Here is a 25,392-nt window from a genome sequence, read left to right on the forward strand (position 1 = left end):
AGGAAGCCCCGAGGCCTCACGCCTCGATGATGTCGTCGGGTTCTGCGTCCGGCACCACGAGTTCTCCGTCGAGCGACTGCACCGCTCGGCCACCGACTTCGATTTGCGTTCCAACCCGAACCGAGATGAAACTGGGTCGGTCGACGAAGTGACCCTGCTCGAAGCGAAGTTCGTCGGGCATGGAGTCGAACGCGCCGACGTGGCGCAGATACGCACCGCAGGCACCGCTTGCGGTTCCGGTCGCGGGGTCCTCGGCGATGCCGACGCCGGGCGCGAAACACCGTGCGTGGAGCGTCGAGTCGCCATCGATAGCGTCGAAGGTAAACGCGTAGACACCGGCGGCATCGTACTCGGAAGCCAGTTCGGCGATGGCATCCTGCTTGGGTTCGGCACCAGAGAGGTGTTCGAGGAAGTTCACGGGGACCATAACGAACGGGAGTCCGGTCGACGCCAGCGCGACTGGGAGGTCGGCACCGATGTCTTGGAGTGCTGCCTCGTCGATTCCGAGGGCGTTGCCGAGGCGGTGGTAGTCGATATCGAGTTCACGGACCGTCGGTGCGTCCTGCGTCATCCACACCTCGCCGAACTCGCCGACTTCGATGTCGAGGGTGCCGACGTTCGTCTCCACCGTGTGGGTTCCCGGTTCGATGGCACGCTCGGCCACGAGGTGAGCGTGAGCGGCGATGGTCGCGTGGCCACAGAGGTCCACCTCCTGTGTCGGCGTGAAAAACCGGATTCGACGGTCGGCCGACGGCGACGAGCAGACGAATGCCGTCTCGCTCGCGCCGAGTTCCGCCGCGATTGCCCGCATCTGTTCCGCATTGAGACCGTCGGCGTCGGGGACGACACCAGCGGGGTTTCCCGCCAACGGTTCTGTCGTGAACGCATCGACGAGAAGGGCGCGTCGGCTATCCATGGAAGTGCGCACTGCCCGGCGCGGTATCAAACCAGCGGGTCGAAGACACAAAATTAAACCAACAGGTCAGCGGTCGGAAGCAAGGTGAGAATGAGATGAGTAATACGGAGACGTGACTGGCGACCGGTCAGTCACGCCCGCGACCAACGGACGCCCTGAGAGCGTCGGGCCGCGCCCTCGCCTTGCATCACTTCGCGCATGTTCATACATGCCGGGCAGCCAACGACTTCGTTGTGCTCGTTTCCGAACACGCGGACGAAGTCTCGCGAGACGAATTCACCACAGTTACCGCACGTGTGCATCGGTTTTTCACCTACGGCCTGTCGTACTCACCCATTCGACATAACTATGCTCCTTGTTAACATAGGTTAGTTTATTCCTGACGAGAACGTCACCAGCCGAAGAATGTACCTCACCTACGGTTAGGACCTGATTAACCATGGTTTTGAGGACCATTGTCACTCACGAACACGCGCGGAACGAGTCGTACAGATTAAAGGGCATCAGGCGCGGCAGTACGGACGGTGAACGGAAGTTATGGGCAGCCTCCCCGACGAGTTTAAGTGCACCATCACGAACTGGGAGTACATCTACGGACTCTGTCGAGACGTTTCTGACGATGTCAAAGAGTCCGAATTCGAACCAGAAGTTATCGTCGCGCTGGCGCGCGGTGGTTGGTTCGCCGGTCGCTGTATCTGTGACTTCGTCGGTCTCGACGACCTGACGAGTCTCAAGATGGAGCACTACGTCGGTACGGCCCAGAAATCGAACGAACCCGAAGTACGCTACCCGATGCCGGAAGGGAGCGTCGAAGGCAAAGACGTGCTCATCATCGACGACATCGCCGACACCGGTGGGTCCATCAAGCGGGCCTACGAGTACGTGACCGACCGCAACGCGGGCGAGGTTCGGACGGCGACGCTCCAACTCCTCCAGACGAGCGAGTTCGAACCCGATTACGTGGGCGAACGCCTCGAAGAGTGGGCGTGGGTCGTCTACCCGTGGAACTTCATCGAGGACATGATAGACCTCGTCTCTGGCGTGATGGCGAAAGCCGACGAAGAGACCTTCGAGATGGAGGATATCCGCCACTTCCTCGCCGAGTTCCACGACGTAGACCGCATCGAGATGGAGATTGCCCAACCCGACCGGATGACCGAAGTCATGACGGAGATGGAGCGACGCGGCTACGTCGAGTCCACTGGCGACGGCGCGTGGCGACTCCTCGAAAACGACGGCGTCGGGGCCTAACCGAACACTCCACTGCGGAGTCAGACCGACGTTCCGACTGTTTTGTTGCGACCGATATGCCGGAAGCGAAACGTTCGAGCGTGCGACACACATGGGCACGCGTATGTCGCTTCTGTCTATCTTCGCGACGGCGCTTCTCCCCATTCTCACCATCGGTGCGGTGGGATTCGCGTTAGGGCGCACGCGCGGCGTCGACCCCGACCCGCTCAACACGGTGACGGTGTACGTCCTCGCGCCCGCGCTCGTCTTCTACAGTCTCGCGACGACCGAACTCGCCAGCGAGACGCTCGCCACACTCACCGGCGGCATCGTCGTCTATCACGTCGTCATGATTCTCGTCGCGGGCGTCGTCGCGCGCCTGCTCGGCATCGCCGAACCGATGCTCGGCGCACTGGTTCTCGTCGCTGCCTTCCCGAACTCCGGAAACTACGGGGTTCCCGTCTCGTCGTTCGCGTTCGGCGCTGCCGGTCGCTCTACGGCAGTCGTCTACCTCGCGGTGCAGGGTGTTCTCATCTACACGCTCGGCGTCTATATCGCCGGTCGCGGGTCAAAAAGAGAGTCCGGCCACGACGACCCACCGGCGTGGCGCGTCGGCCTCGGTCGCGTGCTTCGAATCCCGCTCATCTACGCAGTCGTTCTCGCGCTCCTCGCACGGTGGCTCGGGGTCGTCCCGCCGGCCGATATCGCAGCCATGCAGACACTCAAACTCGTCGGCGACTCGTCGATTCCGGTTATGCTCCTCATCCTCGGCATCCAACTGTCCGACGCCGACCTCGGGTCGACGCTTCCGCAGGTCGGTGCCGTCTCGGTGCTCAAGATGGTCGTCGCACCCGCTATCGCCGTGGGTATCGCCCTCGTCTCCGGCTTCGGCGACCCCGTCGTCGCTCGGACGTTCGTCCTCGAATCGGCGATGCCCGCGGCGGTGACGCCACTTATCCTCGTGGGCGAGTTCGGTGAGACGGAGGTTGGAGGGGCGATTCCGGTCGCCGAGTTCGTCTCCGCGGCCGTCTTTGCGACCACGCTCCTCAGCGTTCCGCTCCTCTCAGTCATCATCTTCCTCCTCGACGCCGGCGTCGTCATCTGAGCACGCCGGACACGGTTGAACGGCTGCCGATTCGCCATGATTTTGTGCGCGCTCATCCACGTTCGTGTATGAAAATCGGATTTATCGGCGGCAGTGGTATCTACGAGGCGCTCCCCCTCGAAAACACGCGCGAGGAACTTGTCGAGACGCCCTTCGGCGAGCCTTCGACGACGCCCATCGTCGGTGAGTTCGGCGACACCGGCCGCGAAGTCGTCTTCCTCCCGCGTCACGGTCCCGACCACCAGCACTCGCCGACGACCCTCCCCTACCGCGCGAACATCTTCGCGCTGAAGCAACTCGGCGTCACCCACATTCTCGCGAGCAACGCTGTCGGCAGTCTCAAGGAAGACCTCCCGCCGCAGACGCTCGTCGTCCCGGACCAGATTTACGACCGCACCAAACACCGTCCCCTGACGTTCTTCGACGAGGGCATCGTCGTCCACCAACCCTTTGCGATGCCATACGACGAGGAACTCGTCTCTATCCTCGCGGAAGCCGCCGAGGAAGCAACGGACGCGACGGTACAGGAAGGCGGCACCTACGTCTGCATCGAAGGTCCGTCGTACTCCACGAAGGCCGAAAGCGAGTTCTACCGCGCACAGGGCTGGGACGTCATCGGCATGACCACCATCCCCGAAGCGAAACTCGCCCGCGAGGCCGAAATCGCCTACGCGACCATCACCGGCGTCACCGACTACGACGTGTGGAAAGAAGACAGCGAAGTCACGCTCGACGAGGTGCTGAAAAACGCCGCCGCCAACGAGGAGGCCATCAAAGAGACCGTCGAAGCCGCCATCCGCAAGATTCCGGACGGCCACGAGACCGATAGCCACTCCGCGCTCGAAGGGACCATCAACACACCCGACGAGGCCATCCCCGCAGAGACGAAAGAAAAGCTCGCGCCGCTCATCGACACGTACGTCGAGTAAGTTATCGGCCGGTCACGCCGGGAGAATACCGTTTTATTCAGTCGTCGGCGACGGCTTCGACGGCTTCCGCCTCGGCCTCGCCATCGTCCGTCTGTTCGTCGTCTTCGGTTTCGTCGAACACCTCGGGGTTCCGAATCCAGAGGTCACCGAACAGTTCGTCCTGTTTCAGGTAGACGGTGCTTCGGTGCGCGAGAAACAACAAGGCGAGGTACGTCGTCATCACGGTGTCGGCAACGTCCCGAATCTCGGCGAAGAGGACCTCGTCGCGGCCCTTCTCGTAGTGCGTCGAAAGCACGTCACGGACGGCGTCGACGACGGCCTCGATGTCCTCGTTGTGAGCGGTTCCCGTCACGTCGTCTTCGGTCGGTTCGCCCGCGCCGCGCATGTCGCCAGCGGCGTGGTAATCGAGCGTCTGCGTCCCGCGGGAAAATCCACGCGGCGACTCGGTGGTGTCGTACTCGCGGCGGCGCTTCCACCACGACCCGCGTTCGGCCTCGCGGAGTTCGCGGACGAGTTCGTCCAGTGTCTCGGGCGACCCGCGGGCGTGCTTGCGTTCGAGACGGCGGTCCATCTCGGCTTCGAGCGCGTTGATGGGGTCGAATCCGGGTGCGCCGTCGTCGGGCGGCCGACCATCGTCGTCGCCGCCCTGCATGGCGAGTTCCCACGGTTCGAGTTCCTCCTCGTCGGGGTCGTCCGGCGAGAGCAGTTCGTCGGACTTCATCCGCAAGAGGACGCTCGCGTAGAACAGCGCTCTCCCGGTGGTCCGGAGGTCCATCGCGTCGAGGCGGTCGAGGAAGGCGTCAGTCACCTCGACGATGTCGATGTCCCACGGGTCGATGTCGCCATCTTTCGCAAGTTGGACGAGGAGTTCGACGGGTTCGACCTCGTCGTCGTCCCCACTTTGGACATCGTCCGGGAGCACGTCGTCGATGCCGTCAGGGCTGGCGTCCGCCGACCCAGTTGGGGTGGCATCACCGTCTCGGTCGTCCTCGCTACGGTCGAACGAGAACGTGTCGTCCACATCACTGCGGGAGTCATCGTCGCGGCCGTCGCGGTCCCGCGTGAGATTCAACGACGGGATGTCGTCAGTCATTCGCCAGCACCTCTGCATCCGGTCCGTCTATCCCATCGTCGGTATCGGGAGTGTCGTCGCTACTGTCGCCATCGGTGCTGTCGTCGTCGCCACCGTGGTCGTCTCCGTCGCCGCCATCGCCAGCGTCACCGCTGCTGTCGCCATCGTCCGGCGAGAACTGAATCCCCGTGACTGCGCTGACGTTGTCGCCCTGCATCGTCACCCCAATGGCTCGCTCGGCACGTTCGAGGAGCGCAGAGCGGTGCGAGACGACGACGAACTGGGCGTCACCGGCGAGGTCATCGACCATCTGGCCGACGCGCTCGGCGTTCGCGGCGTCGAGGAAGGCGTCGACCTCGTCCAGCGCGTAGAACGGCGCGGGGTTGTGGCGCTGGATGGCGAAGATGAACGCGAGCGCCGTCAGCGACTTCTCGCCGCCGGACATCGCATCGAGGCGCTGGATTGGTTTGTCGCCGGGTTGCGCCTTCATCGTCAGGCCCTCCTCGAACGGATCTTCGGGGTTCTCCAGATGGAGATGGCCCGTCCCGTTCGAGAGGCGCTCGAAGATGTCGGTGAAGTTCTCGGCGATGGCGTCGAACGACTCCATGAACGTCTCTTTCTTCTGTGATTCGTACTGCTCGATGCGCTCTTGGATGGCGTCGCGCTCTTCGACCAACACGTCGCGGCGCTCTTGGAGGTCTTCGAGGTCCGTCTTCACGTCGTCGTACTCGTCGATGGCGAGCATGTTGACCGGTTCGAGCGCCTCCATCTCTTCTGTGAGACGTTCGATTTCGGACTCGACGGTGCTGTGGTCGGGAATCGCGTCTGGGTCGTAGTCACCGACCTGCGATTCGAGTTCGTCGATTTCCCATTCGAGTCGCTCTGCGGCCGACCGCAGACTGTCGATTTTGGATTCGACGGCCTTGACCCGGTCTTTCTTCTCGTCTCGGGCGGTCCGCGCCTCTCGCAGGTCGTCCTGTAGTTCGCGGCGGTCTTCCTTGAGGTCGACCAGTTCGTCTTCGAGTTCCGCGACCGCCTCGCGTTTTTCTTCGAGGTCGGCTTCGCGGTCTTCGATGGCCCCCTTCGCGTCCTCGATTGCCTCTTTGGCCTCTGCCTTGCGGTTCTGCGCGGATTCGACCGTATCGTGGAGGTCGTCGACCGCCTCTTCGGCGTACTGTTTCTCCAGTTGGAGTTCGTTGAGGCGACCGTCGAGAGAGCCCATTCGGTCTTCGAGGTCGTCGATATCGGCGCGGATGTCGTCGGCGCGGGCGGTGAGTTCCGGAATCTCAGAGTCTGCGAGTTGCTGTTCGATATCGGCGATGTCGGCCTCGACGGCCTCGATTTTCTCGTCGAACGCGGCGATTTCGTCGTCGAGAGTGGACATCTTCTCGTCCACCGACTCGCGTTCCGATTGGAGGTCGTCGAGGTGGTCGTTGAGGCGCTCGATTTCGGCCTCCGCTTCCTCGATGTCTTCCTCGGCGTCTTCGATTTCGCGCTCGATGGTCCGGACGCGGTCTACGGCGTCGGTCTTTCGTCCGCGCGCGTCTTCGAGGTCGCCTTCGATGTCGCGAATCTCGCTGTTGAGCGAGCGGCGGCGGTCTTCGAGTTTGGTAATCTCCTTGGCAATGCGTTCGAGTCGGCCTTCGCCGGACTTCGAAAAGGAGTACCGAGAGCCACCACCGGACCCACCAGTCATCGCACCAGAGCGCTCGACGAGGTCACCGTCGAGAGTCACCATCCGGTAGTCGCCCATCAGGGCGCGCGCGGTCTGCATGTCCTCGACGACCAGCGTCGACCCGAGGACGTACGAGAAGATGGATTCGTACTGCGAGTCGTAGTCGACGAGGTTGCGCGCGAAGTCGACAACACCCGGATGGTTGGGCTTGCGCGGGAGGCCGCGGTTGTCCATCTTGGTGATGGGCAGGAACGTCGCGCGGCCCGCGTTCCGAGACTTCAGGTGGTCGATACAGGTCGAACCCACGCCGTCGTCGTCGACGACGACGTTGGCGAGTCGGCCACCGGCAGCCGTCTCACAGGCTTTCGCGTACTCGCCGTCCACGGAGCCGAGTTGACCGACCGCGCCGTGGACACCCGAGAGACCGGCGTTGAGAATCGTCGTGACCGCGCGTGGCCACGAGTTGTCGCCGTCGGACCCCGCCCGCGCTTCGAGGCGGGCGTACTCGGACTGCTTGGACTGCAGTTTGTCCGTGACGCCCGAGAGTTCGTCCTGAAGTTCGGCCTTTTCGTCCTGCAGGTCCTCGATGATGCCGTCTATCTTCGCGTCGTTCTTCTCGGCCGTGTCGAGTTCGCTGTGAAGGTCCGAAAGCGTCGCCTTCAGTTCGGGAATACGCTCGTGTGCGGCCTCGATTTCGTCTTGTGTCTCCGAAATCTGGTTCGAACGACGGCGCGCGTCGTCGAGGAGGCGGTCCTTCTCGCGCTGGCGGTCGTTCTTCTCGGTCTTGTACTCCTCTAGGGTCTCTTTCTTCTCGGCGAGTTCGGATTTCAGTTCGTCGAACTCGGTGTCCACGGAGTCGATTTCGGCCTGTACTTCGGAGAGTTCGACCCGCTTGGACTGGATGTCGCTTTTGACAGACGCCTTCTCGACCTTGATTTCGCGAATGTCGGTTTCGAGGTCGTCTATCTTCTCTTGTTTGCGGTCGATGTCGACGAACGCTTTTCGTCGCTCGGCCTCGGCGTCGTCGCGCTTTTCCTCTGCCGCCTCGATGGCGTTTTCGAGGCGCGCGATGTCGCCTTTGATCTCCTCCATCTCCGACTTGATGCGGAGTTGTTCGTCCTCACCCTTGCGCTCGATTTCGCGCGTCAGGTCTTCGAGGTCTTCTTCGAGACGGGTGACCTTGCCCTGCCGTTCATCGAGTTCCGCCTGTAGTGCTTCGAGGTCGGATTCAGTGGACTCGATGCGCGATTCGGTCCGCGAGAGGTCGTCGCGCTTGTCTTCGAGTTCCGCGGCTTTCAGGTAGCCTTCGTACTCCTCTTTCTCCTCGCGAAGGCCCTTGTATTCGAGCGCGGTTTCTCGTTCGTCTGCAAGTTGGTCGAGACGCGTCTCTTTTTCCTCGATTCGCAGGTCCGCCTCGTCGACGCGCTCTTCGACCGCTTCGAGTTCCTCGAACGCGGCTTCTTTCTTCGCGTCGAACTCGGCGACGCCGGCGATTTCGTCGATGATGCCCCGCCGCTGGTAGGGCGTCATGTTGATAATCTCGGTCACGTCGCCCTGCATGACGACGTTGTATCCCTCCGGGGTGATACCGGCCTGCGCCAACAGGTCCTGAATATCAGAGAGGTTGACCGAGCGCTCGTTGAGGTAGTAATACGAGTAGTAGTTGTCCGACGTCTCTTTCACCCGGCGTTTGATGGTGATTTCGTCGACCGACCCGACGTTGTCGGTGCCCGCGGCATTGACCACTTGCGACCGGTCGAGCGTGCCGTCGGAGTTATCGAGGATGACGGTGACGCTCGCTTCTTTGGTTCCCGTCTCGGCCTCATCGCTCCCGTCTGCGTGACCGGGGTTGTAGATGAGGTCAGTCAGTTTCTCGGCGCGAATACCTCGCGTGCGGGCGAGTCCGAGCGCGAACAGGACGCCGTCGATGATGTTCGACTTTCCCGACCCGTTCGGACCCGTGACGACCGTGAAATCCTCGTAGAATGGGATGCGAGTCGGTCGTCCGAAGCTCTTGAAATTGTCGAGGACGAGTTCCTTGATGTGCATGTGTTGGTGTTCAGGCGGGCGACACCCGCAGTCGAGCACACCGCATGAACACGAGGTGCGCTCGTCGCTAGCGACGGACCCGTTATGCGACGATTATATCGTCGCCGAGGGTCTCGGTTTCGCCTTCGTCACTGTCCTCGGTTTCGTCCGTTTTAATTTCATCGTCGTCGGTCTGTTCCTCCTCGTCGACGAGTTCCGCTTCGTCGTCCGCCTCCGTCTGCGGTTCGGAGTCGGTCCGACGCTGTGCGGCGCGCGTGGGAATCTCCACGTCGTTCGCGTCTTCGAGTTGCCGAAGTCGCTCTTTCGTTTCGACGAGTTCCTCGGTGAGTCCGTTCACCGCGGCCTGTAGTTCTGCCACCTTGGATTCGAGTTCCTCCACCCGATTGCTCATGCCTACAGTAGGGCCACGCTGGAGACATAAATGTGCGTCAGACAATCACCGAAATTGTGATATGTGTGCGAGTTGTTGACGCCCACCATATATTTCGAGAGCGGCTCCGATTCGGCGACGACAGACCGCATTCTCGGGACCGTCCCGTTAGTCTTTAGCCCACCGCCGTCGAAGCGCGCCCAATGACTGCGCAAGCGCTCGAACAGCGCGAACTCGCGGTCGTCATCGGGTTGGAGGTCCACGTTCAACTCGAGACGGCTACGAAGATTTTCTGTGGCTGTTCGACCGAGTCCGCCGACGACGAGGAGCCGAACACACGCGTGTGCCCGGTCTGTCTCGGTCTCCCCGGTGCGCTCCCGGTACTCAACGAGAAAGCGGTCGAATCGGCCGTGAAGGTTGGCAAGGCACTGAACGCCGACATCGCCGAGGACACCCGGTTCCACCGGAAGAACTACTACTACCCCGACCTGCCCAAGAACTTCCAGATTACCCAGTACGACGCGCCCATCTGTGCGGACGGGTCGCTGGAAGTCTCCGTCGAAGGCAAGCGCCGCGAAATCGGCATCACCCGCGCCCACCTCGAAGAGGACCCGGGGAGCCTCCAGCACAAAGGCGGCAGCATCGACACCGCCGACTACACGCTGGTCAACTACAACCGCGCCGGGACGCCGCTTATGGAAATCGTCACGGAACCCGACTTCCGCAGCCCGCAGGAGACCCGCGCGTTCCTCGCCAAACTCGAAGAGGTACTCGAATATCTCGGCGTGTTCGACGCCACCCGCGACGGCTCGCTCCGCATCGACGCCAACATCTCGCTCGTCCCCGCCGACGAAGTAGACGACAACGGCGACATCTCCAGCGAGGCGCTCGAAGCGGCGAACCGCACCGAGGTCAAGAACATCTCCAGCCACAAGGGTGCTGAGAAGGCGCTGGCCTACGAGGTCACCCGCCAGAAGAACGCCGTCAAGCGCGGCCGCGCCATCGAGCAGGAGACCCGCCACTGGGACGAATCCCGCGGCATCACCGTCTCGATGCGCTCGAAAGAAGAAGAAAAGGACTACCGCTACTTCCAAGAGGCCGACCTTCCGGCGCTCCAGGTCGCCCACTGGAAAGCGGAGATTCCGATTCCGGAACTCCCCGACGCCCGCCGCGAGCGATTCCAGAGCGAGTACGGTCTGGACGAAGAATCGGCCTCGAAGCTCACTTCCACGAAGGAAGTCGCCGACTTCTTCGAGGATGTCGCCGCCGAGTTCGACGCCGACCTCGCCGCGACGTGGGTCGCCGACAACCTGCTCGGCGAACTCAACTACCGCGACATGCTTATCACGGACGTGTCGGACCGCCTCGACGAGTTCACCCGCCTCGTCGAACTCGTCGACGCCGACGAGGTGACGACGAAGAACGCCGAGGAAATCGTCCTTCGCAAGATGCTCGACGAGGAGAACGACCCCGACACCATCGTCGAGGAAGAAGGTCTCGGCAAGGCCGACGACGACGAAATCGTCGGCTTCGTCGAGGAAGCCATCGACGAGAACCCCGACGCAGTCGCCGACTACCACAACGGCGAAGGCGGCGCGCTGAACTTCCTCGTCGGACAGGTCATGCAGAAATCGCGCGGCTCTGCGGACCCCGGCACGGCGAACCAATTGCTCCGCGAGAAGCTAGACGAGTAAGAAAACGCACGAATATTTTTCGCGCTCTTGTGTCGCGTGCTCCAGATTAGTCTAAAATGTACTTAGAGACGTGGACAACCGAGTTTTGGTGCTCTATGTACCACCCATTCTCTGCTGGCTCGTTACTGTTGGTATGCTTTGGTAGCGAGTCGAGTGTCGACTGAAGGGCTTTCTTTTCACTCTTTTTGACACCGACGTGAGCTGGTGACTCTTCAATCGCCGATTTGACCGTCTCCCGAATCAACGACTCGTCTGGAATTCGAGAATCAGACAGTGGGATAACTTTCGCACGTTCAGGAGCCTCTGGAACGCGACGGCCGATTAATTCGATGTTGGTGGTAACATCACCGCTAAACCCGATATGCGGTACTCTGGCATTACATCCGGTCAGCAGAATGGTACTGATGGCAGCGCTGGTACTGATGAACGTTCTTCGGTTAGTTTTCGGGGACATCGAAATATATGTCATCTGTATTTGATTATAAAATCTCAGTAATTGGACGTTCCAATTGGGCCGATATGCACTAACTTCTCGTTGATGTCGATGACGACCAATAGGCCAGCGGCTCACGACCGCATCCAGACGCACCCACTGCAAGTTGACTACTGCGTCCGCCGCCGCACGTACTGCTCGAACGCGATGAACTCGGTCGTCCCGCAGGCAGCACACTCGTCGGGCGGGCTGTAGTGATACGACCCACTTTCTCTCGTCACTGTTCCGGCGTAGACGGCGTGACAGCCATCGCAGACGTACCGCTCTGGCAACTCAGGAGTGTGAGACATAGTAGCATATTCAACGCGGTCGGAAATGAGACTTTGTCACACTATCAGCACGTGAGAAATCAGTCGTCGCCCGCGGCAGGCGTCGGCCCGCGGTCGATGACGCCCTCGCGCCACGTGCCGAGGCGGAACCACACGATTGCGACGACGAACGATGCGACAGCACCGGCGACGTAGGCCCACCAGAGGCCTTCGACGCCCCACGCGAGGCCGGAGACGGAGCCGATTCCGGGAGCTGTGACGGTCCACGCGAACGCGACCACGAGTGCGACGGGAACGCGGAATATCCACCGCGAGAGGAACGACAGCGCCATCGCGGCTTTCGTGATGCCCGCGCCGCGGAACGCACCCTGAATGACCATCACGCCGCCGAAGAACGCCCACGACGGAGCGACGATGCGGAGGAAGGTGATACCCGCGTCGATGACCGCCTGGTCGTCAATGAACAGGCGCATCGCCTCGGCGGGGAAGACCACCACGAGTCCGGCGGCGGCAAAGAGGATACCCATCGTGGTCGCCGTGGCAGTCCACGTGACCGCCGCCGCCCGCTCGGGCGTTCTCGCGCCGAGGTTCTGACCGACACCCGTCGCGGTTGCCTGTCCGACGGCCCCGGAGACGGACCACGAAACAGACATCAATCGCAGGCCGATACCGTACGCTGCGGTGGGTATCGGGCCGAACCGGGCGACAAATGCGGCCATCACGACGGCCGAGAAACTGCGCGCCCACCCGTCGAGAGAGGCCGGGTAGCCGACATCGACGAGTTTGCGCAGGCGGTCAGGGTCGGGACGGAGGTCCGCGAGGTGGAGTTGAACGCCCCAGTCGCCGCGGAGGAGGATATAGACGCCAGCGACCGTGGCGAACAGGCGGGCAATGAGGGTTGCGACGGCCGCACCGCGGGTTCCCATCCCCTCGATTGGCCCCCACCCGAGGATGAAAATCGGGTCGATGATGACGTTCAGTCCGGCTGAGACGACCATCAGCCACATGGCGGTTTTGGTGTCGCCAGCGCCCTGTAACGCCGCCCGAAATGCGAAGAACAGGAACGTGAGCGGCAGCGCGAGGAAGATGACCTCGATGTACGCTAGCGCCTCGGTGTAGACGGCACCCTCTGCGCCGATAAGGCTCAGTAATGGGTGTCTGAAAACGTATCCGAGGACGGCGAGCGCGACGGAGACGGCGAGCGTGAGAAGCACCGTCTGTCCGACGACGTGGTCCGCCTCTCGGTCCTCGCCAGCGCCGACGTGCTGTGAGACGAGTGCGATGGTCGCCGCGGTGATGCCCATCGCGGTGGAGACGAACATCCAACTCGTCGGGAACATGAGCGAGACTGCCGCGACTGCATCGGCCCCGACGCGACCGACCCAAAACACGTCTGCGAGGTTGTAGAGCGTCTGGAGCAGGTTGCCAGCGACGAGTGGCCACGACAGGGCGAACAGTTTGGGGGCGATTGCCCCGTCTGTCATGTCTATTCGTGAATCGCTCGACACGTTCGGGAGTTTGAGTCAGGCGGGTTAGCCCTTCGGGTTGCGGAACGCTCTCGGGACGTGATACATCTCTCGCGCGCGAGCGCACCGCGCTCTCGCCTGTACACCCACATACGCGCGCGTTGAGCGCTCTATGTGGCGAATTCCCCCACGAAAGGTTTAGAACCTCCCCCGACATATCGCCGGGCAATGAGTCGCGGCCCCGACCTCATCATCACGGAGAAGGACAACGCCGCGAGGCGTATCGCCGACATCTTGAGCGGCGAAACGGCCTCCGCAGAGCGTATGAACGGCGTCAACGTCTACAAGTGGGGCGGCAAGCGCTGTATCGGCCTGTCGGGCCACGTCGTCGGCGTCGACTTCCCGCCGGAGTACAACGACTGGCGCGACGTGGAGCCGGTCGAACTCATCAGCGCTCCCGTCGAGAAGCACCCGACACAGGAGAACATCGTCGCCGCCCTCCGGCGACTCGCCCGCAAAGCCGGAACGGTCACCATCGCCACAGACTACGACCGCGAGGGTGAACTCATCGGCAAGGAGGCGTACGAACTCGTCCGCGAGGTGAACGAAGACGTACCCGTCGACCGCGTTCGCTTCTCCTCGATTACGAAGCGCGAAGTGACCGAGGCATTCGAGAACCCCGACGAACTCGACTTCGACCTCGCGGCCGCTGGCGAAGCGCGACAGATTATCGACCTCGTGTGGGGCGCTGCGCTCACACGCTTCCTCTCACTTTCGGCCCGGCAACTCGGCAACGACTTCATCTCCGTCGGCCGCGTGCAAGGGCCGACCCTGAAACTCATCGTCGACCGCGAGCGCGAAATCGAGGCGTTCGACCCCGAAGACTACTGGGAGCTGTTTTCGAAACTTACGAAGGACGCCGACGGGGCCGCTGAGTCCTTCGAAGCCCAGTACTTCTACCTCGACGACGACGGCACCGAAGCGGAACGTATCTGGGACGAAGAGGCAGCACAGGAAGCCTACGAAGACCTCCTCGGCGTCGATGCCGCCGAGGTCACGGCGGTCAAGCGACGGACCCGAACCGACAAGCCACCCGCGCCGTTCAACACCACCCAGTTCATCCGCGCCGCCGGGTCTATCGGCTACTCCGCCCAGCGGGCGATGAGCATCGCAGAAGACCTCTACACTGCTGGCTACATCACCTACCCGCGGACGGACAACACCGTCTACCCCGAAGACCTCGACCCGCGCGAACTGCTCGGCGCGTTCGAGGGCGACCGCCGCTTCAAGGAGGACGCCGAGAGCCTCCTCGAACAGGAAGAAATCGAACCCACCGAGGGCGACAACGAGACGACCGACCACCCGCCGATTCACCCGACGGGCGAACTCCCCTCGGCGTCGGACCTCTCTGATGACGAGTGGGACGTGTACGAACTCGTCGTCCGGCGCTTCTTCGCCACCGTGGCCGAAGACGCCGTGTGGGAACACCTCCGCGTCGTCGCGGAGGCGGCCGGTCGCACCCTGAAGGCCAACGGCAAGCGCCTGCTCGAACCGGGCTACCACGCGGTCTATCCGTATTTCAACTCCAGCGAGTCGTTCGTCCCCGACGTGGAAGAAGGCGAGAAACTGGAACTCTCTGACACCCACCTCGACGCCAAGCAGACCCAACCGCCCCGTCGCTACGGGCAGTCGCGCCTCATCGAGACGATGGAGCAGATGGGTATCGGGACGAAGGCAACTCGCCACGACGTGATCCAGAAGCTCTACGACCGCGGCTACATCGAGAGCGACCCGCCGCGACCAACCCGCCTCGCACGGGCCGTCGTGGAGGCCTCCGAGGACTTCGCCAAGCTCATCGTCAGCGAGGAGATGACTTCGCAACTCGAATCCGACATGATGGCCATCGCCCGCGGCGAGGCCAGCCTCGAAGACGTGACCGAGGAGTCCAAAGAGATTCTCGAAGACGTGTTCGAGGGGCTGATGGAATCCCGCGAGGAACTCGGCAAACAGCTACAGGACTCCCTGAAGGCCGACAAGACCGTCGGCCCGTGTCCCGAATGCGGCGGCGACCTCGTCGTCCGGAAGAGTCGCCGCGGGTCGTACTTCATCGGTTGTGACTCTTATCCCGACTGTACGAACACGCTCCCGCTTCCCTCGACGGGCAAGCCGCTCATCATGGAGGAGACCTGCGACGAACACGACCTCCACCACATCAAGATGCTCGCCGGGCGCAAGACGTTCGTCCACGGCTGTCCGCTCTGTAAGGCCGAAGAAGCGGACGAAGAAGAGGACCTCGTCATCGGGTCGTGCCCGGACTGTGGTGAGGATGAGGGTGGCGAACTCGCTATCAAACGTCTCCGGTCCGGCTCCCGACTGGTCGGCTGTACCCGCTATCCCGACTGCGACTACTCGCTTCCCCTCCCCCGTCGTGGCGACATCGGAGTGACCGAGGAGTCGTGCGAGGAACACGACCTGCCGGAACTGCGGATTACCTACGACGGCGACCGCGAACCGTGGGAACTCGGCTGTCCCATCTGCAACTACCGCGAGTATCAGGCCCAACAGAACGGCGACGGCGGGTCTGAGTTAGAGAGCATCAAGGGCATCGGCGCGAAGACCGCCGAGAAATTAAAAGACGCTGGCTACGAGGACGTGAAGACGCTGAAAGCGGCCGAACCGGACGACGTGGCTGCGAAAGTTGACGGTGTCGGTGCGGAGACGGTTCGGAAGTGGCAGGCGGCGGCTGACTAAATAAAAAAAGTTCAGGCGATCCGTTATCGCTCTTCGACACCAGCGAAAGAGCGGAGTCGGGCACCGATGAGAGAACGAACGCGGCGGGCAAGCTGGGGGCTGTGTGAGAGCGTTTCCGCCTCGAAGACATCCGGCTTAGTTTCTCGCTCGTACTCGTTCATAATCGTATTTTGCTGCCCAGGAGTATAAAATAGTACCGTCGCACTAATACGCGAGTGATATGAGCGTCGTCACGAGCAACAAAACGCATGCCCCCGCTAGTGTCATTGACCGAACTGGGTCTATGAGAATCTCGATAAGGCCCAGGACACTGAACACGATACCATAAACCATCAGGAGTATGGTGAGGCTGATCAGGTTCGAGTTCAGTTGAATCGTCTCTCGGTTCGCTTCGATCCACTTCGAGTAACTGTTCATCAACGTATCGTGGAATTCGTGAGTAGCGTAATCCTCCTGGTGGACTGCCCTCACTGAATTCGCACCAAGACCAACCTCGATGCTCGAAGATGTATACGTGACTGCCGCGAGCGCACTGGAGAGCACGAAAAACGAGATACCAGCGGCAACAAACGAGTGCGTGATGTCGGCGGGATCGGTGATTATCTCTTGATTCAAGAGAAACGAAAGTGCGGGAACCGCAGCCCCGAGGATGATAACGTTGAATCGAAGCGTCTTCATCGCCTTCGAATCGATTCCGTTGACCCACTCGACTTGCTGACGGATCGTTTCTCGGCTTTCCTCTCGGAGCGTGTTGCGAACATACCACGACGAACGGTGAGTCCGGTTCGTGGTGTCAGCCCCAGAATCGAACTTGTCGAGAACCCACGCTTGAAAACTGTCAGACCGACTGAACGTAATCAAGAATACAACTATCAAGACGACAAGCACAGCGAGGCTGAGGATGAGATAAGAGCGCAGGAGATTCACGATCTCAGTATGGAGACGTTCTGTAAGGAGATAGAGCGCCGCACCCACAGCACCAAGTGTGAAAATCAAATAGAGATAGTCCTCACGTCCCATGAAAACGTACTATCTCGAAATCATACCTAATTCTTCGGATATCTCACCGAAGCGGGGAGTTGGGGCTTCAGTCCTCGACCGACTCCTCTACGATAGCGATTTCTTCCTCGGTGAGCCCGTACAGTTCGTAGACGATTTCGTCGATGAGGTCGTCCGTGCGCTCGATTTTCGCTTCTAGCTCGTCGGCACGGGCTTTCGTCTCAAGGTACTGTTCGAGAACCTTCTGCACGTCGTCAACCGCAGGAAGCGTCAACTTCTCCAGCCTGTCGAGTGGTGAATTGGTCTTCGTCGCGTTCGTTCGGAAGTTGGCAAACCCGCCGGCTTCGTCCACCGCGACGGGGACGAACGCCTCTATCAAGTCCGCTTCTGTCTCCGTGAGGTCGGTGATGCGGAACGCGGGTTGTGGGTCGACGTAGTGGTAGTTGTTTTTGTCAGTTTCGTACTCCTCTGGGTTGTCGGGTTTATAGCGGACGCCGACGTGGACGGTGAGTGAGTTCGGATTCTCGCGCTCGAACTCGACTTCCGTGATGCCGAGTTTGGTCTTGTCTTCGGTGGTCTCGTGGAGAATCGAGTCGGCGGATCCTTGGGCCGGTTGCTGGAAGCCGATTTCGCCGAGGGTTTCGCCGTCCGAGTAGTTGCCGAGGTAGTCGAGGAGGGAGAGATTAAGCTGGCATAACGTGGTCCGGTCAGATTCAGATTCGCTTACAAGTACGTCTAAGAGTCTTTGTGGAGATTCGTTATCCAGAACAACGTTATTCAGAATTGTGTCATCTTTCAGTTGTTTGTTGAATTCGCACAGTTCAGATTCAACACTCGGGATTGGAATTTTTTCTATGTATTGCCGGTTATATGCATAAAACCCACCCTGGAATTGCGAGCTAATATGCTGAATCACGAAATCTGCAACAGAGGAGTTCAAGACAGCAGATAGTGACCGGCCAGTGTGCTCAGCATCTCCGAAAATAATGCCATACGCACCCCCGCCTCCGCCTCCACTCCCATTGAAATACATTCCAGATTCATCGAATACGAAGCGGCCTGACTCTGCAATTACTGGTGTGACTATCTTCGGAGAGTCGAATTTCCATTCAGACCGAGGGCACCACAACGAGTACCAAGTGGGGTATTCCATACTCTCGCTCCCGCGTGAACTCAATTCTTCCCTGTACTCACAAAGATACGCGTAGGTATCTGGATATGAGCTACTGATTACATCTTCTTCAATTACAGACGACTTATCGCCATCAGAATCATAGGGATATAGGAGAAGTTTGTCATCATTTTGGAAATGATGCCTACGAACATCCGAGCCTTTAGAGAAGGTTTTCACGACTTCTTTTTCCATCTTGTATGTTTTTTTATTGTCGCGTCTTTGGACAGTGTAGTGCGTCTCTGATTCTGACACCAGTTCCAGTATGAAGTGGTCATCTCCACCAGTAATCACACCCTGATATATTTCATCGGAAATTTCACTGAGAGACAAATAATCTGAAAGGAGTGAATCAAGTAAGTCAGCCTCATCTCCCACGGCAATATTCCAAGGGGATTCCGAGAGGTCAGCGTATTCTAAGTGAGTAGTTTCGATATCCGCCAAGAATTCTGAATCCGCCTCACTATATCTTGCCCTTGGGAGGCATCTCTGGGAACAAGAAATAATGCTGGTGTAGGTAGACAGGCCGTCGAAAACCTGATAGTCTCCGAAGTCTACGATCCACTCCAGTTTTTCTCCTGAAGATAGGTCTTTGCGCAATGCCCGACCATATGATGCTTTCATGAACTTATTTGGCACAATGTAACATGATATCCCCCGGCTAGCAGCAACATCAAGACCGCGTTCAATGAACGGGATGTATAAATCAAATTTGCCCTGAGCAGTATCATACTCACATATCAGATAGTTCTTTAGCTGCTCACTAGACTGGTTCAATTCTTGAATCCGCACATACGGCGGATTCCCAACAACCGAATCGAACCCCGCATCATCCGCTAACTCACCTTCATCCCCGAAGAACACCTCAGGGAACTCCAGTTCCCAGTGGAAGAACTGCTCACGAGAGGCCATCGCCTGCGCTTCGGCAAACCACGACTCCTCGGCGATTTCGTCCCACTCGTCACCGTCCTCTATGGCCCCAGCCATCGTCTCGTAGACACCCGACGGCACCTCAAGGCCGAACTGCTCGGCTGTGTGGACGTTGGCGAGTTCGAACAGACGGTGGTACAGCGGGTCCTCTCGAATCTCGCCGTACAGTTCCTCCATCGACTTGATATCCTCCAAAGTCTCGTTGTCGATGGCGAGTAAGTCCCGAAACAGCTCCATTACGTGTTCGAGGGTGTGCTGTCGAACCCGCGCGAACGACTGCGTGAGAGTGAGTTGACCGCCGTTTTCTTCGGTATCGTCCGTCAGCACCTCGGTGATGTCCGACCCGACAAGCGAGTTCCCGGCCTTGAGGTGGTGGTCCAAGAACGCGAGCGGTTGGTCGGCAGCGAGGGTCTCCAACCACATCGAAAGCTTGGCGAGTTCGACGGCCATGCCGTTGAGGTCCACGCCGTAGATACACTCCCGCGAGACGCGGCGGCGGATATCCTGTTCGTCGAACACCCCCGCTGCTTCCTCGACTTCACGGACGCGTTCCATGACCTGCTCTGCGAGGTAGCCCGTGGCTTTGGTGAGGAAGTGCCCGCTTCCCATCGCAGGGTCCAATACTTTGAGTGAAAGCACCTCGTCGGCGAAGCGGAAGACGTACTCCTGCGTTCCGCGTTCAAATCCTGCTTCGTCGAGCGTGTCGTCGATATCCTCGATAAGCGGGTCGACCGTCTCCTCGACGATGTAGGTCACGACGTAGTCCGGCGTGTAGTACGCACCAGTGGCCTTGCGTTCTCCGTCGTCGTTGACGACGTACAAGCCACCTTCGTCGACGGTTTCGACCGCCTCGGCGACACTCACTTCGGTCGCGTCCTTCCAGACTTGGCCGCCGTCTTCCGAGACGGCAGCGTAGTGGGTTGGCGCGATTCTAAATTCGTGTTCGAGGAGACCTTCGTAAATCGTCCCGAGGTGTCGGGTGTCGAGGTCGGCGTAATCTGCTGGGACGAATCCCTCGTCGGTCTCAGTCGTCGAGAGTCGATAGATGACCTCCGCGAGATATCGGTCGGCGACTTCGTTGTCGGCGAGGAATTCGTGTTGACCGTCGTCGAATAGGCCGCCATTGTAGGGCGGAATCCCGAGCGACTCCTCTCCGGAGTCGATGAGGGAAAAGAGGTTCTGAAGCCGACTCCACATCGACGTGGAGAACTCACTGTACGAGTTGTCGAACGTCTTCGGTGAGCCAGTCTCGCCCGCCGTGTCTAAAATATCGTGCCGGAGTTGGTCGAGGCTGAAGTTCTCCTCGTACTCCTGTTGGCGGTCTGGATCGTCGGGGTTGATGAGATGGCGCGATTCGGCGTACAGAATAAACATGAGCCGGTACAGAAGGACCAGCGATTGCTCTTTCAGTTCCTCAAGCCGAACGTCATCGTCTGGGTCGATGTCGAGGTCGTTTGTTTCGACGAACCCTTTTCCGAGGACGCGAAGCGCGGTGAAGACGTTATCTTGCAGGTCTTCTCCGAGTTCCTGTGCAGCAGTTTCGCTTTCGTTCCAAACCTTGTCGAGGAACGTCGTTCCAGCGACTTCACGGAATGCGGCCGGACGGAAGAACAAGTAGAAGTATTTGAATTGCTCAAGATCACCAGCTTCCAGTATCTCTGGAAGGTCAACCTCGTAGAACGTCTCTGTCTCGTAGTCTTTCGTCCCGTAGAGTCGCCACTTTCGTCCGTCAGTTAGAACACCCCATTGAACTTCTTCGGGGGTGCGTTCGAGGTAGTATTTTATTTGATGCGAGGCGTCTCGGTACGAGCGATTCTCGTTGAAGCGCTTTGTGAAGTCCGCGTTCCATTGTTTCGCTTCGAGCAGGGCCGAGGCGAGACCGTACATTTCCTGCGACCGGTTGTCTTTCTTCTCGAAGGCTGCTTCACGGCGCTTGCCTGCGGACTCAAACAGGAGTCGGTCGTTATACCCACCGCCATCGGGGAGTGTCGTCTCGGAAAGCGTCCCAAAACCGAGGATGTCAAGCACCTCATCAATCCACGAATCGAGGAGTTCGTCTTCTTTGTAAGATTCAACCAGCCCTCGTTCAAGATCATAGAGTTTCTGAAGTTCCTCGAAGACCTGTTGGGCCTCATCGTCGCATTCCCACTCATCAAGATCATCAATCCGTTCTTCGAGGTAATACCCGGAGAACAGATTTGAGTTTAGATAGGGCGTCTGCGAGAGTGTCGCCTGACTCATTGATAGATGGAAGTGGACCACCCAACTGACAAAAATATATGGTCTCGTTATCCATCAGAGATGTCTGTTAGAACACATCCCCAAGCCCCACAACTTTCGCACGCTTTTTAGCCCCCCTCAAGCATAGACCGACCAATGAGCTATCCCTGGGAAGACTGGGACCACATCACCAAAATCGACCCCGACAAAGACCTCGTCGACGGCGAGACGTTCGAAGACGTGTGTGAGACGGGCACCGACGCCCTCGAAATCGGCGGCACGCTCGACATCACCGAAGAGAAGATGGAGCGCGTCGTCGAGGCTACCGCGAAGTACGACGTGCCGATCTATCAGGAACCGTCGAACCCCGGCGTCGTCATCGACGACCCGGCGCTGGACGGCTACCTCATCCCGACGGTGTTCAACGCCAGCGACTCCTTCTGGATTACCGGCGCGCACAAAGAGTGGGTCCGCATCGAAGACGGTCTCGACTGGGACCGCACCCACACCGAGGCGTACATCGTGCTGAACCCCGACTCGTCGGTGGCCGAGTACACCGACGCCGACACCGACCAGTCCGCCGAGGACGTGGCCTCGTTCGCCCGCGTCGCCGAGAAGATGTTCGGCCAGAAAATCATCTACGTCGAGTACTCCGGCACCTACGGCGACCCGGAGAAGGTCTGTGCGGCCCACGACGCACTGGACGAGGCGACGCTGTTCTACGGCGGCGGCATCCACGACTACGAGTCGGCCTACGAGATGGGCAAGTGCGCCGACGCCGTCGTCGTCGGGAACCTCCTGCACGACGAAGGTGTCGATGCCGTCCGCGAGACCGTCGAGGGCGCGAAAGACGCGCAGGCGGAACTCGTCGACGCAGAATAACGACTGCGGTCTCTCTTCCTTTCTACGCCGACCCGATTGTGTCGGTGTTTGTTTCCAACTGCTGTGTGACAGTGCGGTCTGCACTCGTCGGTGCACCACGTCCGAGGAGCGTTGCGGACGCGACGAGTGTCAGGAACGACGCACTCCCGGCGAGGACAGTACCACCGAGAGGGAGCGCCCCGAAGAGCAATGCGAGCAGTCGACCACCGAAGACGACGAGCGCCACAGCGGAGACGACAGACACGAACGAAGCGTCCGCGGCAAGTGCTTGAGCGACCGGAACGGAAGCGGTGAATGACTGTTCACGTGCGAGCGCAACTGTCGCAGCGGCCGAGAGGTACGTTCCGACGAGCGCTGCGATTCCGGCCGCGACGAGGCCGACCACGACGAATGCGGAGAGTCCGAGGTACTGGAGCGACTGGGTCTCGGCGGCATACACGAGTGCTGCGAGGGATGCGCCCGCTGACTGGAGGACGGCGACGGCAATGCCGACTGCGGGGAGTTGGAGAAGAACGAGAACAGCGGAGAGGCGTGTGCCTTCGATGACCATGCCAACAACCTCGTCGAACGTGGGGAGTGCGGTCGCGTTCCGGCTTCCGACGCGGACGAGGCGGGCGACGTAGCCGACAAGGAGCACGCCAGCGAGGGGCGTCGCGAACGATGCGAGCGTGACGAGAATCCCGGTGACGAGCGTGTCGAACGAGGTATCCTCGGCGAGTGGGAGTGCGAACGCGGATTCGAAGTCTGAGAAGTCCATGTTCGAGGCGAGGTGGTCCCGTTTTAGCATATAAACCTCCGCCCAACAACGGAACGTGGTACCGAATAACTCGCGGGAGCGAAACGACCGTATTTATCACGCACGGTCAGGAAACTGGTCCTATGCGAAACCGAACGTACACGGCCGACGCCGAGCCCGGCGACACGGTCACTGTCGCTGGCTGGGTCCACGAGGTTCGTGACCTCGGTGGCATCGCGTTCCTGATTCTCCGCGATACCACGGGCAAGATTCAGGTCAAGTTCGAGAAAGACGAGATGGACGAGGACCTCGTCGAGACCGGTCTGGGCGTCCACCGCGAGAGCGTCATCAGCGTCACCGGTGACGTCGCAGAAGAGCCTCGCGCGCCGACGGGTGTCGAAATCACGCCCGAGAGCCTCGACGTCATCGCCGAGGCCGACCCGCAGCTTCCGCTCGACCCCTCCGGCAAGGTCGACGCCGAACTCTCGACGCGTCTGGACAACCGGACGCTCGACCTCCGCAAGGACGAAGTGAAGGCCATCTTCGAGATTCGCGCCGAGGTCCAGCGCGCCGTCCGCGAGAAGTTCCGCGACCTTCGCGCCACCGAAATCAACACGCCGAAAATCGTCGCCACCGGTACCGAGGGCGGCACCGAACTCTTCCCCATCACGTACTTCGGCAAGGAGGCGTTCATGAACCAGTCGCCGCAGCTGTTCAAGCAGCTGATGGTCGGCTCCGGTCTCGAACGCGTCTTCGAAGTCGGTCCGATCTTCCGCGCCGAAGAGCACAACACGCCGCGACACCTCAACGAGGCGACTTCCATCGACTTCGAGTCGGCCTTCATCGACCACACCGAAGCGATGGACGTGTGTGAGGCCGTCGTCAAGGCCGCCTACGAGGCAGTCGAAGAGAACTGCCAGGACGAACTCGAGGCACTCGGCCTCGCCGAGGAGTTCGAAGCGCCGTCCGGCGAGTTCCCGCGTCTCACCTACGAGGAGGCCATCCAGCGCATCAACGCGACGGGCGAACTCGACGAGCAACTCGTCTGGGGCGACGACCTGCCCACGGAAGGCGAGAAGGCACTCGGTGAGGACGTCGGCGAGCACTACTTCATCACCGACTGGCCGAGCGAAATCAAGCCGTTCTACATCAAGGACCACGACGACGACGAGACCCTCTCGACGGGCTTCGACATGATGCACCCGAACATGGAACTCGTCTCCGGTGGGCAGCGTGAACACCGCTTCGAGCACCTCGTCGCTGGCTTCGAGCAGCAGGGTCTCGACCCCGACGCGTTCGAGTACTACACGAAGATGTTCAAGTACGGCATGCCCCCGCACGCAGGCTTCGGTCTGGGCGGCGAGCGTCTCATCATGACGATGCTCGGTCTCGACAACATCCGGGAAGCGGTTCTGTTCCCGCGAGACAGACAACGCCTGAGTCCCTAGACGAAGACGCAACTCTCGTCGAACGAACACACGGCGGTTTTTTACAAACGCAGTCGGTTCTGCTCGGTGAGTGGCCACACCGGACACAGGCAACGGCGATGAACGACGAAACGCAACACCGTTAACCGACCCCGGCTGAAGGAAGGACGATGAGCGACGACGCGACGGCATTCGTCCCCGGTCACATCACCGGATTCTTCAGCGCCCACCCCGCTGACGACCCGGCAGTCGCTGGCTCGCGCGGTGCAGGCATCACACTCTCTCACGGCGTCACCGTAACCGTCGAGTCGGCCGCCGAGTCCGTCGTCACACTCGACGGAACCACAGTCGAGATGCCGCCGGTCGAAACGGTCCTCCGCACCCTCGGTGTCTCCGCAGCGATTCACGCGGAGAGCAAACTCCCCCTCGGAGCGGGATTCGGTGTCTCTGGCGCGATGGCCCTCGGGGCGGCCCTCGCCGCGAACCACGTGTTCGACTGCGGCCGGTCGGAAAACGACCTCGTTACAATCGCCCACGAGGCGGAAGTGCGTGCGGGAACCGGACTCGGGGACGTCGTCGCACAGGCACGCGGCGGCATGCCCATCCGCGTCGAACCCGGCGCACCGGACCACGGCCGCATGGACGGCATCCCGGCGCGCCCCCGAATCGAGTACGTCGCCTTCGGCGGTCTCTCGACCGCCGACGTTCTCTCGGGCGATACGACCGCGTTGACGACGGCGGGCGAGACGGCCCTCGATAACCTCCGGACTGACCCGACACTTGGCCAGTTCATGTCCGAGTGCCAGCAGTTCGCCCGCGACGCGGGACTGCTCACCGAGCGCGTTACGACCGCCATCGAGGACGTGTCGGACACGGGCGGTAACGCCGCGATGGCGATGCTCGGCGAGACGGTTTTCGCCGTCGGAACGGGACTCACCGATGCGGGCTACGACCCCGAGGTCTGTCGCGTCCATCCGGCAGGTGCGACGCTGGAAAGCCAGTAAGCCG

General features: G+C 60.5%; 19 protein-coding genes. 8 read left to right on the top strand and 11 right to left on the bottom strand.

Going from position 1 to position 25,392, the window contains the following annotated elements:
- Window positions 1-16: 16 nt before the first annotated feature.
- Both ACH9L7_RS09520 and ACH9L7_RS09525 read right to left on the bottom strand, forming a co-directional pair.
- Window positions 17-916 (bottom strand): PhzF family phenazine biosynthesis protein, encoded by a 900-nt coding sequence (locus ACH9L7_RS09520; protein ID WP_396610484.1) that lies wholly within the window; start codon window positions 914-916, stop codon window positions 17-19.
- A 131-nt stretch (window positions 917-1,047) separates the two neighbouring features.
- Window positions 1,048-1,218, bottom strand: a complete 171-nt coding sequence (locus tag ACH9L7_RS09525) for a hypothetical protein (protein WP_169317617.1) — start codon at window positions 1,216-1,218, stop codon at window positions 1,048-1,050.
- 235 nt (window positions 1,219-1,453) lie between these two features.
- Between ACH9L7_RS09525 and ACH9L7_RS09530 the strand changes: the two genes are divergently transcribed.
- The 3 genes from ACH9L7_RS09530 (at window position 1,454) to mtnP (ending at window position 4,180) form a co-directional block, all read left to right on the top strand.
- On the top strand, window positions 1,454-2,167 hold the full coding sequence (locus ACH9L7_RS09530; protein ID WP_396610485.1) for a phosphoribosyltransferase: 714 nt from the start codon (window positions 1,454-1,456) through the stop codon (window positions 2,165-2,167).
- Between the two features lie 103 nt (window positions 2,168-2,270).
- On the top strand, window positions 2,271-3,251 hold the full coding sequence (locus ACH9L7_RS09535; RefSeq protein WP_396610486.1) for an AEC family transporter: 981 nt from the start codon (window positions 2,271-2,273) through the stop codon (window positions 3,249-3,251).
- A 68-nt stretch (window positions 3,252-3,319) separates the two neighbouring features.
- Window positions 3,320-4,180 carry an S-methyl-5'-thioadenosine phosphorylase gene (mtnP, locus tag ACH9L7_RS09540; RefSeq protein ID WP_396610487.1) on the top strand — a complete coding sequence of 287 codons (861 nt, stop codon included), beginning with the start codon at window positions 3,320-3,322 and terminating at the stop codon, window positions 4,178-4,180.
- Window positions 4,181-4,217: 37 nt separating this feature from the next.
- Here mtnP and ACH9L7_RS09545 read toward each other — a convergent pair whose 3' ends face one another.
- The 3 genes from ACH9L7_RS09545 to ACH9L7_RS09555 all read right to left on the bottom strand — a co-directional run bounded on the left by ACH9L7_RS09545 (window position 4,218) and on the right by ACH9L7_RS09555 (window position 9,367).
- A complete protein-coding gene (locus ACH9L7_RS09545) occupies window positions 4,218-5,273 on the bottom strand; it encodes a segregation/condensation protein A (protein WP_396610488.1) in 1,056 nt (351 codons plus the stop codon).
- Window positions 5,266-8,976 carry a chromosome segregation protein SMC gene (gene smc / locus ACH9L7_RS09550; protein WP_396610489.1) on the bottom strand — a complete coding sequence of 1,237 codons (3,711 nt, stop codon included), beginning with the start codon at window positions 8,974-8,976 and terminating at the stop codon, window positions 5,266-5,268. The genes ACH9L7_RS09545 and smc overlap by 8 nt, the downstream gene beginning before the upstream one ends.
- Before the next feature lie 82 nt (window positions 8,977-9,058).
- The gene (locus tag ACH9L7_RS09555) at window positions 9,059-9,367 is read right to left on the bottom strand and encodes a chromosome segregation protein SMC (RefSeq protein WP_396610490.1); all 309 of its coding nucleotides are present in this window, start codon (window positions 9,365-9,367) and stop codon (window positions 9,059-9,061) included.
- A 182-nt stretch (window positions 9,368-9,549) separates the two neighbouring features.
- Here ACH9L7_RS09555 and gatB point away from each other — a divergent pair, with 182 nt between their 5' ends.
- Window positions 9,550-11,040 carry an Asp-tRNA(Asn)/Glu-tRNA(Gln) amidotransferase subunit GatB gene (gene gatB / locus ACH9L7_RS09560; protein ID WP_396610491.1) on the top strand — a complete coding sequence of 497 codons (1,491 nt, stop codon included), beginning with the start codon at window positions 9,550-9,552 and terminating at the stop codon, window positions 11,038-11,040.
- Window positions 11,041-11,643: 603 nt separating this feature from the next.
- Here the strand turns inward: gatB and ACH9L7_RS09565 are convergent.
- Window positions 11,644-11,823, bottom strand: a complete 180-nt coding sequence (locus ACH9L7_RS09565) for a hypothetical protein (protein WP_396610492.1) — start codon at window positions 11,821-11,823, stop codon at window positions 11,644-11,646.
- Between the two features lie 59 nt (window positions 11,824-11,882).
- The gene (locus tag ACH9L7_RS09570; RefSeq protein WP_396610493.1) at window positions 11,883-13,286 is read right to left on the bottom strand and encodes an MATE family efflux transporter; all 1,404 of its coding nucleotides are present in this window, start codon (window positions 13,284-13,286) and stop codon (window positions 11,883-11,885) included.
- A 210-nt stretch (window positions 13,287-13,496) separates the two neighbouring features.
- Between ACH9L7_RS09570 and ACH9L7_RS09575 the strand changes: the two genes are divergently transcribed.
- Window positions 13,497-16,019, top strand: a complete 2,523-nt coding sequence (locus tag ACH9L7_RS09575; protein ID WP_396610494.1) for a DNA topoisomerase I — start codon at window positions 13,497-13,499, stop codon at window positions 16,017-16,019.
- Between the two features lie 23 nt (window positions 16,020-16,042).
- Here ACH9L7_RS09575 and ACH9L7_RS09580 read toward each other — a convergent pair whose 3' ends face one another.
- The 3 genes from ACH9L7_RS09580 to ACH9L7_RS09590 form a co-directional block, all read right to left on the bottom strand.
- Window positions 16,043-16,180, bottom strand: coding sequence for a hypothetical protein (locus ACH9L7_RS09580; protein WP_396610495.1), 138 nt, complete (start codon window positions 16,178-16,180; stop codon window positions 16,043-16,045).
- A gap of 43 nt (window positions 16,181-16,223) precedes the next feature.
- A complete protein-coding gene (locus ACH9L7_RS09585) occupies window positions 16,224-17,039 on the bottom strand; it encodes a hypothetical protein (RefSeq protein WP_396610496.1) in 816 nt (271 codons plus the stop codon).
- 67 nt (window positions 17,040-17,106) lie between these two features.
- The gene (locus tag ACH9L7_RS09590) at window positions 17,107-21,360 is read right to left on the bottom strand and encodes an Eco57I restriction-modification methylase domain-containing protein (RefSeq protein WP_396610497.1); all 4,254 of its coding nucleotides are present in this window, start codon (window positions 21,358-21,360) and stop codon (window positions 17,107-17,109) included.
- Window positions 21,361-21,495: 135 nt separating this feature from the next.
- Between ACH9L7_RS09590 and ACH9L7_RS09595 the strand changes: the two genes are divergently transcribed.
- A complete protein-coding gene (locus tag ACH9L7_RS09595; protein ID WP_396610498.1) occupies window positions 21,496-22,221 on the top strand; it encodes a phosphoglycerol geranylgeranyltransferase in 726 nt (241 codons plus the stop codon).
- 22 nt (window positions 22,222-22,243) lie between these two features.
- Here ACH9L7_RS09595 and ACH9L7_RS09600 read toward each other — a convergent pair whose 3' ends face one another.
- Window positions 22,244-22,978 carry a DUF4013 domain-containing protein gene (locus tag ACH9L7_RS09600; protein ID WP_396613256.1) on the bottom strand — a complete coding sequence of 245 codons (735 nt, stop codon included), beginning with the start codon at window positions 22,976-22,978 and terminating at the stop codon, window positions 22,244-22,246.
- A 122-nt stretch (window positions 22,979-23,100) separates the two neighbouring features.
- On the opposite strand from ACH9L7_RS09600, the gene aspS reads away from it, so the two are divergent.
- Both aspS and ACH9L7_RS09610 read left to right on the top strand, forming a co-directional pair.
- Window positions 23,101-24,405 carry an aspartate--tRNA(Asn) ligase gene (gene aspS, locus ACH9L7_RS09605; RefSeq protein ID WP_396610499.1) on the top strand — a complete coding sequence of 435 codons (1,305 nt, stop codon included), beginning with the start codon at window positions 23,101-23,103 and terminating at the stop codon, window positions 24,403-24,405.
- Window positions 24,406-24,554: 149 nt separating this feature from the next.
- Window positions 24,555-25,388, top strand: coding sequence for a pantoate kinase (locus ACH9L7_RS09610; protein WP_396610500.1), 834 nt, complete (start codon window positions 24,555-24,557; stop codon window positions 25,386-25,388).
- Window positions 25,389-25,392 lie beyond the last annotated feature (4 nt).

The organism is Haloferax sp. S1W (genome assembly GCF_044593955.1).
Classification (GTDB): domain Archaea; phylum Halobacteriota; class Halobacteria; order Halobacteriales; family Haloferacaceae; genus Haloferax.

Bases quoted from the DNA above. Each gene is read 5' to 3' on its own strand.
- ACH9L7_RS09520 (WP_396610484.1), bottom strand. From the start codon at position 916: ATGGATAGCCGACGCGCCCTTCTCGTCGATGCGTTCACGACAGAACCG.
- ACH9L7_RS09525 (WP_169317617.1), bottom strand. From the start codon at position 1,218: ATGCACACGTGCGGTAACTGTGGTGAATTCGTCTCGCGAGACTTCGTC.
- ACH9L7_RS09530 (WP_396610485.1), top strand. From the start codon at position 1,454: ATGGGCAGCCTCCCCGACGAGTTTAAGTGCACCATCACGAACTGGGAG.
- ACH9L7_RS09535 (WP_396610486.1), top strand. From the start codon at position 2,271: ATGTCGCTTCTGTCTATCTTCGCGACGGCGCTTCTCCCCATTCTCACC.
- mtnP (WP_396610487.1), top strand. From the start codon at position 3,320: ATGAAAATCGGATTTATCGGCGGCAGTGGTATCTACGAGGCGCTCCCC.
- ACH9L7_RS09545 (WP_396610488.1), bottom strand. From the start codon at position 5,273: ATGACTGACGACATCCCGTCGTTGAATCTCACGCGGGACCGCGACGGC.
- smc (WP_396610489.1), bottom strand. From the start codon at position 8,976: ATGCACATCAAGGAACTCGTCCTCGACAATTTCAAGAGCTTCGGACGA.
- ACH9L7_RS09555 (WP_396610490.1), bottom strand. From the start codon at position 9,367: ATGAGCAATCGGGTGGAGGAACTCGAATCCAAGGTGGCAGAACTACAG.
- gatB (WP_396610491.1), top strand. From the start codon at position 9,550: ATGACTGCGCAAGCGCTCGAACAGCGCGAACTCGCGGTCGTCATCGGG.
- ACH9L7_RS09565 (WP_396610492.1), bottom strand. From the start codon at position 11,823: ATGTCTCACACTCCTGAGTTGCCAGAGCGGTACGTCTGCGATGGCTGT.
- ACH9L7_RS09570 (WP_396610493.1), bottom strand. From the start codon at position 13,286: ATGACAGACGGGGCAATCGCCCCCAAACTGTTCGCCCTGTCGTGGCCA.
- ACH9L7_RS09575 (WP_396610494.1), top strand. From the start codon at position 13,497: ATGAGTCGCGGCCCCGACCTCATCATCACGGAGAAGGACAACGCCGCG.
- ACH9L7_RS09580 (WP_396610495.1), bottom strand. From the start codon at position 16,180: ATGAACGAGTACGAGCGAGAAACTAAGCCGGATGTCTTCGAGGCGGAA.
- ACH9L7_RS09585 (WP_396610496.1), bottom strand. From the start codon at position 17,039: ATGGGACGTGAGGACTATCTCTATTTGATTTTCACACTTGGTGCTGTG.
- ACH9L7_RS09590 (WP_396610497.1), bottom strand. From the start codon at position 21,360: ATGAGTCAGGCGACACTCTCGCAGACGCCCTATCTAAACTCAAATCTG.
- ACH9L7_RS09595 (WP_396610498.1), top strand. From the start codon at position 21,496: ATGAGCTATCCCTGGGAAGACTGGGACCACATCACCAAAATCGACCCC.
- ACH9L7_RS09600 (WP_396613256.1), bottom strand. From the start codon at position 22,978: ATGGACTTCTCAGACTTCGAATCCGCGTTCGCACTCCCACTCGCCGAG.
- aspS (WP_396610499.1), top strand. From the start codon at position 23,101: ATGCGAAACCGAACGTACACGGCCGACGCCGAGCCCGGCGACACGGTC.
- ACH9L7_RS09610 (WP_396610500.1), top strand. From the start codon at position 24,555: ATGAGCGACGACGCGACGGCATTCGTCCCCGGTCACATCACCGGATTC.